Genomic DNA, 11,937 nt, shown 5'->3' on the forward strand with positions numbered 1-11,937 from the left:
TAAATATGTTTAACGACGCGGTCTTAGCCGAATACGTTCGCGATGGTTTCGTAGAGTCCGAACATCGCGGTTTCTTGGCGATATTAAATTCTGATGGTTCGCTCTTTAAATCATTGGGCGATATTGATACCCAAATATTTCCGCGTTCCACAGTTAAGTGCGCACAGGCTTCAGCGATGGTGCGCCACGGTCTGCAGTTAGAACCGCGCTTATTGGCACTTGCTGCATCTAGCCATTCAGGTGCTGCAATGCATATCGATGGTGCGCGTGAAATATTGGCAAGCGTTGGACTTGGTGAAAACGCACTGCAATGTGCGCTAGATCGCCCACTTGGAGAAAATGAACGTCGCGCATGGGGAGATAACCCACCAACGCGTATCGCTATGAACTGCAGCGGAAAACATGCTGCAATGTTGGCAACTTGTGTGAAAAATGGTTGGCCTATTGAAAGTTATCTAGAACAGTCACATCCACTGCAAGTTGCGATCAAGGAAGAACTTGAAAAGTTAGCTGGCGAAAGTATCTCCTTTACATCAACCGATGGCTGTGGAGCACCGCTATTTATGCTTTCGGTAATTGGTTTAGCGCGTGCAATTCGTGCGATAACTATTTCAACTGATCCTATTCATCAAGATGTTATGGATGCAGCTCGCAAATTCCCTGAAATGGTTGGTGGGACAGGTCGCCACAACACCGAGATGATGCAACAAGTACCCGGCTTATTTATGAAAGATGGCGCAGAAGCAGTCAATGTTTGCTCACTTGCCGATGGCCGCACCTTTGTATTTAAAGTAAGCGATGGCTCACTGCGCGCATTCCGCACGATCGTGCATGCCTGCTTAAATGAATTTGGAATCGATACAGCGCTAACCCCAGAAAAAGTCATGGGCGGCCCGCGTGTAATCGGCACTATTCGCGCCACCATTTAGCGGCGTCAATTAAATGGGCGTACCCTGAGGGTATGCAACGCCGCGTAGCCATGTTGATGGTTCACACATGTCCGCTAGAACAAGCGGGCATTGGTGATGCCGGCGGCATGAATATTTATGTTGCTGAAAGTGCCGCGCGTATGGCGGCGCAAGGTGTGGAAGTAGATATCTTCACGCGCCGCGATCACTTAGACCTTCCAGAAGTAGTTGAACTTTCTCCTGGTGTAAATGTCCATCACTTAGATGCTGGCCATGATCTTCATTTAACTAAAGAGCAAGTTCCACAACACTTTGCTGAACTCAGCGCTGAATTTAAAAAGGCGCTCTCTGGCGATCGTCACTACGACCTGATCCATTCGCATTACTGGCTTTCTGGAAAAGTTGCGATGCGAGTCGCTAAAGATTTAAAGATGCAGCTAGTCCACACCATGCACACCATGGCGCGCGTTAAGAATCTAACTCTCGCCGAAGGTGAAACCCCTGAACCAATGATCCGCGTGCAAGGTGAAACACAGATCGTTGCTGCAGCAAATGCGCTAACGGCTAATACCGATGCCGAAGCTGCGAGCCTGGTTTCGCTATATGAAGCTTGCCCTGACATTGTTCACGTGGTTACGCCAGGTGTTGATCTATATAACTTCACTCCGGGTGCGGGTCGTCAAGCCGCTCGTAAAGTTTTAGGCATTGATGCCGATACCCATGTAATAACTTTTGTTGGACGTATCCAGCCACATAAAGGCCCTGAACTATTAATCCGCGCTACCTCTGAGATGCTTTTGCATTCCCCACAGCTGCGCCCAAAGCTTCGCGTTTACATCGTTGGCGGGGCATCTGGTGCAAATGGCAGTGAAGTAGAACGCTTAAAGGAACTTGTTATCTGGCTTGGTATTGATGATGTTGTTAAATTCAATCCGCCGGTTCCACGTATCGAACTTCCTAACTGGTATCGAGCCGCTGATTTAGTTTGCGTTCCAAGTTACTCTGAAAGTTTTGGGCTAGTTGCACTTGAGGCACAAGCTTGTGGCACACCAGTTGTAGCAACTGCTGTTGGCGGACTTCGCACCGCAGTTGCCGACGGTATCTCTGGCGTACTTGTAGATGGCCACGATCCACGTGCATGGTCATCTGTTTTGGCGCGTTTGTTGCAAGAACCACAGCGTCGCGTACTGCTTTCTATGGGCGCGATTGAACATGCATCTCACTTCGGTTGGGATGCCACCGCGCGTGGCACTTTAGATATTTACGATCAAGTTATCTCTGATGCAGCTCGCTCTGCCAAGTCGATCGGTTAATAGTGGCCGCTATTGATCCACGGATTGTGATTGAAGAGTTTCTTGATTCACACGATCTCGAGTTTGAGCAGAAAGATGCCAATACCTTCCTGATTACTTTGCCAGGTGAGAAGAAGTTACAGACTCACTGCGCGCTAATTGTTGGTGATCATTCTTTAAGCATTAACGCATTTGTGATTCGCAAACCTGATGATAACGAGGCGGCAGTTCATGCTTGGTGCATGGCAAAGAATGCGGGGATGTACGGAATCGCATTTGCCACAAATGAACTCGGCGATATTTTCTTAGTTGGGCGTTTGCCGCTTGGGGCAGTCACCGATCGCGAGATTGATCGATTAGTTGGCGCAGTGCTGCAATATTCTGATTCATCATTTAATCCACTGCTTGAACTTGGCTTTGCGACTGCTATCCGCCGTGAATGGGCATGGCGAGTAAATCGTGGTGAATCACTGGCAAATCTCGACGCCTTTAAGCATCTGATTTAAATATTTGCACGCAACATGGCAAGATAAGCGCCATGTCGAACTACGAATTAATCCTGCTACGCCACGGTGAATCCGAATGGAACGCCAAGAATCTCTTCACCGGTTGGGTAGATGTTCGCTTATCTGCAGCAGGTGAAGCCGAAGCTGCTCGTGGCGGAAAACTATTGGCAGAGCGCAACCTTCTGCCTGATGTAGTTCACACATCTCTTCTTCGCCGTGCAATCCATACTTCACAGTTGGCACTTGATGCATGTGATCGCCATTGGATTCCGGTTCGTCGTTCATGGCGTTTAAATGAACGCCACTACGGCGCTCTGCAAGGCAAGGATAAGAAAGAGACGCTCGCTAAATATGGCGAAGAACAATTCAAACTATGGCGCCGTTCTTACGATACGCCGCCTCCCGCAATTGAGGCCAACGATCCTTATAGCCAGGCAAACGATGCGCGTTATGCTGATTTAGGTTCAGATTTGCCTGCAACTGAGTGCTTAAAAGATGTAGTAACGCGCATGATGCCTTACTGGCAAGAATCTATCGTTCCTGATTTAAAGGCTGGAAAGCGGGTACTTGTTACTGCGCACGGTAATTCACTGCGTGCGCTAGTGATGCACCTAGATGGAATTTCGCAATCAGATATCGCAGAGCTAAATATTCCAACTGGAATTCCACTGCTCTACAACTTAGATGCAGACTTTAAGCCCGTTAAAAAAGGCGGAGAGTATCTAGATCCAGATGCTGCGAAGGCTGCTATTGAAGCGGTTGCGAATCAGGGGAAGAAGTAGGCGCTGGCGTAGCAGCACCTGAAGTAACGTTTTTATAGTCATCACGCTTGTCGCGAATGATTACTTCTGCAGTTACATAACCAGCGCGAGCAAAGCCAAGCGATATCTTCACGTGGCGGCCTGCAACAGGCGAAACGCCGTAGAAGACTGCCTTAGCGTTTGCGGTATCACCTTCAAAACGAATTGGTTGATTCTTCTTTAGCGCGCTCTCGCCAGTTAAAACCGCTTGGTTTGAACCAACAGCAATTCCGAGCAACTTATCTTCAGTATCGCCTTGGTTAACAATTGTTCCAACGAGAACCGCGTCGCCTGTTTCAGTCGCAACTAAAAGCAGATTTAAAATCTCAATATCTACGCCATTATCTTTTAGCGAGAGTTCAACACCATCTGTTACTTGCTTAATCATGCGAGTTGGCGCATCTTGTCCTGGCCCACATGCAGTAAGTGATAGCGCAAGAGAAATAGCAATAAGTGATGTAAGTGCTTTTTTAGTGCGAGACATAGGGCATATTCTCTCATGCGTTTTAAGCGCTTATTCCCTTTGATTTATTGGGGTTTTCTCACCTTAAAATGGCTGGTAGAATTGGTCGTCTAGCGAAGGGCAACACATGACATTTAAGGTCGGCGAAACCGTTGTTTATCCCCATCACGGAGCAGCTCTTATCGAAGCGATTGAAACTCGCATCATCAAGGGCGAAGAACGTACCTACCTAGTCTTGAAAGTTGCACAAGGAGATCTCACAGTTCGCGTTCCTGCAGACAATGTAGATCTAGTCGGAGTCCGCGATGTTGTAGACAGCGCCGGCCTTGATCGCGTATTTAATGTACTTCGCCAGCCTTACACCGAAGAGCCAACAAACTGGTCACGTCGTTACAAGGCAAACCTAGAAAAACTTGCATCAGGAGATGTCATTAAGGTCGCAGAAGTTGTGCGCGATCTCTACCGTCGCGATCTCGATCGTGGACTCTCTGCTGGTGAAAAGCGCATGCTCGCCAAGGCGAAGCAGATCCTTATCTCTGAGCTAGCTCTTGCTGAGCGCACAGATGAAGAAAAGGCTGCAGTTCTCCTTGACGAGGTTCTCGCTTCTTAAGTAACAAACTCTTCTCATGATCGCCGCAATCATTGCTGCTGCAGGTAGCGGCGAAAGATTTGGCGCATCAATTCCCAAAGCGTTAATTCAACTCGGTGATCGCACCCTTATCGAGCATGCTGTTTCTGCCATTTCATCAATTGCTGACCAAATAATTGTTACTGCACCAAGCGGATATGAAAAAGAGATCCAGAAGTTAGTTGGCGATGGCGTAACTGTTGTAACTGGTGGAGCTACGCGTTCTGAGAGCGTGCGAATTGGTTTATCTAAAGTTCTATGCGATGCCGAATATGTATTGATTCATGATGCTGCTCGCGCGCTGGCTTCACCTGATTTAGCAAAGCGCGTGGTTGCCTCCCTTAAGAACGGCGACGTTGCAGTTATTCCAGGACTTGCCCAAACAGATACGGTAAAAATCGTTGATGCCAGCGGAATTGTTACTTCAACTCCCGACCGTGCAGCAATGCGTCGCGTTCAAACTCCCCAAGGTTTTACTTATGAATTGATTAGCCAAGCACATGCCCAATCTGCTGAAGCAACTGATGATGCGGCACTTGTTGAATCACTGGGCAAACCAGTTCGCGTAATCGAAGGTGAAGAACGCGCAATTAAAATTACAACCCCCGCCGATATGGCAACTGCGCTGCAATTCTTAGGAAAATCAACGAACTTTAAATCCGGTGTTGGTGTGGATGCCCATCACTTCGAAGCCGGTCGTGAACTTTGGCTGGCAGGTTTGTTGTGGCCTGATCAAGATGGCGTGGAAGGCCACTCTGATGGCGATGTTGCAGCTCATGCAATTTGCGATGCTTTGTTTGCAGCAAGTGGCCTTGGTGATCTGGGTTCAAACTTCGGAACCAATAAACCTGAATATAAGGGCGCATCAGGAACAACTTTGCTTAAAGAAACTCTGGCACTTGTAGAAAAGAGCGGTTACGCAATTTCGCATGTATCAGTGCAAGTAATTGGAAATCGTCCGAAGATCGGTTCACGTCGCGCCGAAGCTATCGCATCGCTTTCAGCGGCTTTGGGTGGCGCAGAAGTCGCGTTACTTGCAACAACCACCGATGGAATGGGCCTAACTGGTGAAGGCAAGGGCATTGCAGCCATTGCATCTGCGCTGATTTATTCTAAATAAGCCTTGCAAGATAGACTTAGCCAATGAGTTCGCTATCTTTATATGACACGCTAACGCGAACCACATCCCCATTTGTTCCGCTAAAGGCTGGCGAAGTCGGTATTTATCTCTGCGGTGCAACTGTTCAGGCACCTCCTCATATCGGACATGTGCGCTCTGGCGTTAACTTCGACATCTTGCGCCGCTGGTTAACTAAATCTGGATACAACGTAACTTTCATTCGTAACGTCACTGATATCGATGACAAGATTTTGCATAAGGCCGTGCACGAGAAGGCGCCTTGGTGGGCAGTTGCGATGAAATATGAGCGCGCCTTTTCTGAAGCTTATGCAGCGTTAAATGTTGCACCACCTACATACGAACCACGCGCTACTGGACACATCACTCAGATGATCGAGTTAATGACTCTGCTCATCGAACGCGGTGCGGCATATGCGCCCGGCAATGGCGATGTTTATCTCGAAGTTCGCAAACTTGAATCTTATTTAACGCTTTCTCGTCAGAAGGTTGATGACTTACAACCAGCTGCTGATGCCGATGAGACTTATAAGAAAGACCCACGCGACTTTGCACTTTGGAAAGCAGCCAAGCCTGGAGATCCATCTTGGCCAACTCCGTGGGGCGCAGGTCGTCCCGGATGGCACCTCGAATGTTCAGCGATGGCACATTCATATCTAGGTGAAGCGTTTGATATTCACGGCGGCGGACTTGATCTGATCTTTCCGCACCACGAGAACGAGATCGCACAATCAGAAGCTGCGGGTTATGCATTTTCAAAGCGCTGGATGCATAACGCTTGGGTGACTGCATCTGGTGAAAAAATGTCGAAGTCACTAGGTAATTCGCTACAAGTAGCTGAGTTGTTAAAGACGGTGCGCGGTATTGAATTGCGTTGGTATTTAGGCAGTGCGCATTACCGTTCGATGCTCGAGTTCTCGCACGAAGCACTTGCCGAATCTGCAACAGCTTTCCGTCGCATCGAAGGTTTCTTAACTCGCGCCACTGAAATTCTTGGCGCGCAACCAACTCCTGTTATTTCACAAGGGTTTACTGATGCCATGAACGATGATTTAGCAGTACCAACAGCACTTGCTGGTATCTCTGAAGCGCTTCGCTTAGGCAATAGCGCAGTAACTTCAGGGGATAAGGCGCAGATTTCGCAATCCGCAAATGAAATTCGCGGCGCGCTAGAAATACTTGGTTGCGATCCCTTTGATCCAGTATTTGCGACAAGTGGTGGCGCTGATTTAACAGATGCACTTGATGGCGTGATTCAATTGGCTTTGGCTCAGCGCACAGCAGCGCGCGAACGCAAAGACTTTGCCGCATCAGATCAGATTCGCGATGGATTAGCGGCACTTGGAATTATTATTGAAGACACAGCACAAGGGCCACGTTGGTCTATCTCACAGATAAGCGAGAAGTAAATGGCCGGCACTGCAAAACCTCGTGGCGCAGCTCGATCAAGTTCTAAAAAGGGACCAACTGGTGGAACCGGTGGAAAAAATAAACGTCGCTTAGAAGGTAAAGGTCCAACGCCAAAGGCGGAAGATCGTCCGTACCACGCAGCGGCAAAGCGTAAGAAGGCTGCCGAAAAGAAAGTTTCACCACGTACTCGCACTGGTCGAAGCGAACGACCAAAGGGAGAAATTGTTTCTGGTCGTAACGCAGTCCTTGAAGCACTTCGTGCCAGCGTTCCGGCAACCGAGTTAATCGTTGCACGCAGTATCGATGTCGATGATCGCGTCGCTGAATCACTGCAACTTGCACTGCATCACCAACTTCCGATTCGCGAAGTTCACCGTGCAGAACTTGAAGGCATCAACGCCAATAGCCAAGGAATTATCTTGGCGATTAAGCCTTACCAATACTCTTCATTCCAAGAAATTACCGAACGTGCAAACCATCCGATTTTAATTGTGGCACTTGATGGCGTAACTGATCCACGCAACCTCGGTGCAATCGTGCGAAGTGCAGCAGCATTCGGTGCAGCAGGCGTTGTCATGACCGAACGTCGCGCAGCAGCAATGACCGCGTCCGCGTGGAAATCATCAGCTGGTGCTGCAGCACGTCTGCCGGTTGCACAAGTAACCAATATGGCGCGCACGATTGATGATGCCAAGAAGCTGGGCTGCTTTGTTATCGGCCTAGATGGCGAATCAGATGAGACTTTGAGCGGCATGAAGGTTGCGAAAGAGAATGTAATGATCGTTGTTGGCAGCGAAGGAAAAGGTCTTTCCCGCCTAGTGCGCGAAAAGTGCGATCTTGTTGTTTCAATTCCGATGCGCGCTACAACTGAATCACTTAACGCCAGCGTTGCAACTTCAATTGCGCTCTTCTGGGTAGACGAGCAACGTCGCAAGTAAAGGTCAAAGGGTCAAAGGGTCTAGGATAGATGAAGTACAAACGTTTAATTGTCTGCGGAGATTCGTACTCCGAAGGCATGTCCGATGAAATCATCGGTGGGCAATACCGCGGCTGGGCCGATCGCATAGCTGATGTGATGGCAAGAGAGACCGAAGGCTTTACCTACGTAAATTTAGCGGTGCGTGGAAAGTTGCTTAAGCAGGTAATTGATGACCAACTTCCGGTAGCTATTTCTTATGCAACTGGTTCGGATACGTTGTTCTCATTTCACGCGGGTGCAAATGATGCGCTTCGTCCAAGTTATAAACCTGAAGTTGCTATCGGTTTATATGAAGATGCGGTTCGCCGTGTTGCAGCATCTGGTGCAACGGTGATGTTATTTACAGTTTTAGAACGCACGGGAAATACGGGACGTGGTTCAGATGTATGGGCAGCGCGCTTTAGCGAATTCAATAAGATCGTTCGTAAAGTTGGAGCAGAAGTTGGAGCAATTGTTATCGATGCAAATGGAGAGGCGTTCTTTAGCGATAGCCGTTTCTTAGCATTTGATCGTTTACATTTAAATGCCGAAGGCCACCACCGAGTTGCGCAAGCGTTGTTAGAAAAGTTGGGTTACCAATTCGATCCGGCTTGGCGAATTCCACTTCCACCTGCTCAGCAAACTCCCTGGTTAAAGAAGCGCGCAATATCTGCGATCTGGTTCTTTACCTTTGCACTTCCATGGGTCTGGCGCCGTCTTCGCGGAAAATCATCGGGTGATGGACGCACCGCTAAGTACCCAACCCCCACAAGCTGGCCCGTTTAGCCGCTGTCCACCTACCGATTACTCAATATTCACTTAAGCAAGAGAGACTTAGCCCATGCCTGAAGCTGCTCATTTAATTGATCGAGAGCTAAGTTGGCTCTCCTTTAACGAGCGTGTGCTCGAGATGGCTGAAGATAGTTCAATTCCAATTCTTGAACGAGTTCGCTTCCTAACAATTTTTGCATCAAATTTAGATGAGTTCTATATGGTTCGAGTTGCTTCAGTTCTTGGCAAACTTGAATCTAATCCGCACCTGGTTAACTCTGCCGGTTATACCGCAGCTGAATTAATTGCCGCAATCTCAGAGCGAGTTAAAGAGTTAACGCTGCGCCATGCAAACCTCTTTAAGAAAACGATAACCCCTGAACTTAAGAGCCACGATATCGAGATTATTCGCTGGGATGATCTATCCGATGATGAACGAAACCACGTCTCACGTATTTTTAGCGATCGCATCTTTCCGGTACTTACGCCGCTAGCCGTAGATCCATCTCACCCATTTCCATATATCTCTGGGTTATCTCTAAACCTGGCAGTTATCGTCAAGAACCCGAAGAGCTCTGAAGAGTACTTTGCGCGCGTTAAGGTTCCACCGATACTTTCGCGCTTAGTTTCAGTAAGCCCGGCAGCAAATAGCAAGCGCTTTTTACTGCTAGAAGATCTGATTTCAATTCACCTACAAGAACTCTTCCCAGGAATGTTGATTCAAGATCACTACACATTTCGTATTACGAGAAATCAAGATATTGAACTTGAAGATGAAGACACTGAAGATTTACTTGATTCACTAGAGCAAGAACTTGCCCGCCGCCGTTTTGGTCCGCCGGTTCGACTGGAAATTGAAGAAGGTATTGATAAGCACTTACTAGATAAACTCTGCCAGGAGTTAGATATAAACCCTGCAAACGTTCTTTCGCTTCCCGCGCCCTTGGATTTAACCGATTTAACAAAGATTGCAGATTTAGATCTACCAAAGTTGAAGTACCCAGCATTTAGATCAAGAACTGCCGCGGCCCTTAGTGAAGTAGATTCCGAAGAGCCAGATCTTTTCTTTGCCGCGATTCGCCAGGGTGAAATATTGCTCCACCACCCCTATGAATCCTTCACTTCTTCAGTAGTTCAGTTCTTGCAGCATGCCGCACAAGATCCGAATGTGCTTGCGATTAAGCAGACGCTCTACAGAACATCTGGTGATTCACCAATCATTGAAGCACTGATTGAAGCTGCCGAGGCGGGTAAGCAAGTTCTAGCAGTTATTGAAATTCGTGCTCGCTTTGACGAGCAGGCCAATGTGCGCTGGGCGCGAAAGTTAGAAGCAGCTGGTGTGCACGTGGTTTATGGATTGATGGGCCTTAAAACTCATGCCAAACTCTCACTCGTCGTGCGTGATGAATCGCAAGGCCTACGTCTCTACTGCCATATTGGTACTGGAAATTACAATCCAAAGACTGCGCGCTTTTATGAAGATTTAGGAATTCTTAGCGCAGATACTGTTTTAACGGAAGATCTAACAAAACTGTTCAACCAATTATCAGGTTTTGCACCTCACTCAACTTACTCAAGGCTATTAGTTGCTCCACGTACCCTTCGTACCGGCTTGTTAGAAAAAATCGAAAATGAAATCGCAAATGCGAAGGCTGGCAAGCCAGCCGGCATTCAGATGAAGCTCAATTCACTGCTTGATGAAGAATTTGTAGAAGCGCTATATCAGGCATCTTCTGCTGGTGTAAAAATCGATTTAATCATCCGCGGTATATGTGCGATCCGCCCTGGCATTAAAGGTCTATCTGAAAACATTCGAGTTCGATCAATTTTGGGAAGATTCCTTGAGCATTCTCGTATTTATCATTTTGTTAATGGCGGCGATAATGAATACTGGATCGGTAGTTCAGATTTAATGCACCGAAACCTTGATCGCCGAGTAGAAAGCTTGGTGCGTATTGAGCGCCCAGCGCATAAGAGCTCATTGCAAGAGTTAATCGATCTTTCCATCAGCGACGAAACAGCAAGCTGGCACCAGGACGCCGATTCCTGGAAGCGGGTAACGACAGATAAATCAGGTGAGCCTTTGCAAGATTTGCAGGGTATTTACGTAAAGCGTTATCGAAAGGCTAGGCCATGAGTAAAGAAGATGGCGCACCGCTAATCCAAGCCGCAGGCGCTGTTTTATGGCGTAAAAGCTCTGAATCCGAAATCGAGATTGCCGTTATTCACCGTCCTCGTTATGACGATTGGTCACTTCCTAAAGGCAAAGTAGAAAATAACGAATCACATATCGCAACTGCTTACCGTGAAGTTTTGGAAGAGACTGGCTACACATCTACTTTCGGTCCTGAAATTGGCGTAGTTGTTTACAAGCTGGAAGGTGCACCTAAAGAAGTGCGTTACTGGGCGGCGCAAGCAAGCGATATTCAAGAAGGATCTCCTAATCCAGAAGAGGTAGATCAACTCGAGTGGCTTTCACCAAAGCTAGCCAAAGAGCGTCTGACAAATAAAGATGATCGAAAGATTGTTGATTATTTCTTGGAGTTTGGAACAGATACCTTCCCAATCATTTTGTTGCGCCATGCCAAAGCGTTAAAACGTACCGAGTGGAGCGGCGATGATGGCGATCGTCCTCTCGAGCATAAAGGTCAGTTACAGGCAAAGCGCTTGCTCCCAATTTATCTTCCATACGGGATAAAAGAAGTTCACACCTCTGATGCTCTGCGCTGCACCGAAACTGTTGAACCATTGACTCGCGCTATGGAGATAATTCCAATCTTCTCTGCCGATTTATCTGAATACGGGTATGAAAAGGATAAAGAAGTCTCATTGGATTACATTCAAGATTTAATGGATCGTGGTATTCCAGCGATAGTTTGTAGCCATAACCCAATTATTCCTAAGTTGGTTAAGAAATTAGTTGGCAAAAAGTACTTTAAATCAATGGATCGCGAATTGGAGCCAGCCCAAGCAATTATCTTGCATTGCCGTACTGGAGAAGTTATTGCCTGCGATTGGATAGACGAACCCATAGTTTAAAACAAGGTCTAAAACAAGGTCTAA

Annotated in this window: 12 protein-coding genes; 11 read left to right on the forward strand and 1 reads right to left on the reverse strand. The window is 47.5% G+C overall.

What is annotated here, in order from left to right:
• Positions 1–5 precede the first annotated feature (5 nt).
• From A1sIIB60_RS00405 to A1sIIB60_RS00420, 4 genes are read left to right on the forward strand one after another with little or no spacing between them, the layout of a single operon-like run.
• The gene (locus A1sIIB60_RS00405; RefSeq protein WP_095688772.1) at positions 6–929 is read left to right on the forward strand and encodes an asparaginase; all 924 of its coding nucleotides are present in this window, start codon (positions 6–8) and stop codon (positions 927–929) included.
• Positions 930–961: 32 nt separating this feature from the next.
• Positions 962–2,221, forward strand: coding sequence for a D-inositol-3-phosphate glycosyltransferase (gene mshA, locus A1sIIB60_RS00410; RefSeq protein ID WP_223298691.1), 1,260 nt, complete (start codon positions 962–964; stop codon positions 2,219–2,221).
• Between the two features lie 2 nt (positions 2,222–2,223).
• Entirely contained in the window at positions 2,224–2,706 is a 483-nt protein-coding gene (locus tag A1sIIB60_RS00415) for a type III secretion system chaperone family protein (protein ID WP_095688773.1), read from the forward strand.
• A gap of 32 nt (positions 2,707–2,738) precedes the next feature.
• Entirely contained in the window at positions 2,739–3,488 is a 750-nt protein-coding gene (locus A1sIIB60_RS00420; protein WP_095688774.1) for a phosphoglyceromutase, read from the forward strand.
• On the opposite strand, the gene A1sIIB60_RS00425 is transcribed toward A1sIIB60_RS00420, so the two are convergent.
• Positions 3,454–3,990, reverse strand: coding sequence for a hypothetical protein (locus A1sIIB60_RS00425; protein WP_095688775.1), 537 nt, complete (start codon positions 3,988–3,990; stop codon positions 3,454–3,456). The two genes, A1sIIB60_RS00420 and A1sIIB60_RS00425, sit on opposite strands and share 35 nt — an antisense overlap.
• A gap of 106 nt (positions 3,991–4,096) precedes the next feature.
• Here A1sIIB60_RS00425 and A1sIIB60_RS00430 point away from each other — a divergent pair, with 106 nt between their 5' ends.
• Genes A1sIIB60_RS00430 through A1sIIB60_RS00460 form a run of 7 tightly spaced genes read left to right on the forward strand, consistent with a single transcriptional unit; the run spans position 4,097 to position 11,913 of the window.
• On the forward strand, positions 4,097–4,579 hold the full coding sequence (locus A1sIIB60_RS00430) for a CarD family transcriptional regulator (RefSeq protein ID WP_095670560.1): 483 nt from the start codon (positions 4,097–4,099) through the stop codon (positions 4,577–4,579).
• 16 nt (positions 4,580–4,595) lie between these two features.
• On the forward strand, positions 4,596–5,717 hold the full coding sequence (gene ispD, locus A1sIIB60_RS00435; protein ID WP_095688776.1) for a 2-C-methyl-D-erythritol 4-phosphate cytidylyltransferase: 1,122 nt from the start codon (positions 4,596–4,598) through the stop codon (positions 5,715–5,717).
• 23 nt (positions 5,718–5,740) lie between these two features.
• Positions 5,741–7,144 (forward strand): cysteine--tRNA ligase, encoded by a 1,404-nt coding sequence (gene cysS / locus A1sIIB60_RS00440; protein ID WP_095688777.1) that lies wholly within the window; start codon positions 5,741–5,743, stop codon positions 7,142–7,144.
• Complete coding sequence (gene rlmB / locus A1sIIB60_RS00445; RefSeq protein ID WP_095670563.1) at positions 7,145–8,083, forward strand: 23S rRNA (guanosine(2251)-2'-O)-methyltransferase RlmB; 939 nt, start codon at positions 7,145–7,147, stop codon at positions 8,081–8,083.
• A gap of 29 nt (positions 8,084–8,112) precedes the next feature.
• Positions 8,113–8,889, forward strand: coding sequence for an SGNH/GDSL hydrolase family protein (locus A1sIIB60_RS00450; RefSeq protein WP_095688778.1), 777 nt, complete (start codon positions 8,113–8,115; stop codon positions 8,887–8,889).
• 55 nt (positions 8,890–8,944) lie between these two features.
• Entirely contained in the window at positions 8,945–11,011 is a 2,067-nt protein-coding gene (locus tag A1sIIB60_RS00455; protein ID WP_095670565.1) for an RNA degradosome polyphosphate kinase, read from the forward strand.
• The gene (locus A1sIIB60_RS00460) at positions 11,008–11,913 is read left to right on the forward strand and encodes an NUDIX hydrolase (RefSeq protein ID WP_095670566.1); all 906 of its coding nucleotides are present in this window, start codon (positions 11,008–11,010) and stop codon (positions 11,911–11,913) included. The genes A1sIIB60_RS00455 and A1sIIB60_RS00460 overlap by 4 nt, the downstream gene beginning before the upstream one ends.
• Positions 11,914–11,937 lie beyond the last annotated feature (24 nt).

It is taken from the genome of Candidatus Planktophila lacus, assembly GCF_002288385.1.
Lineage (GTDB): Bacteria > Actinomycetota > Actinomycetes > Nanopelagicales > Nanopelagicaceae > Planktophila > Planktophila lacus_D.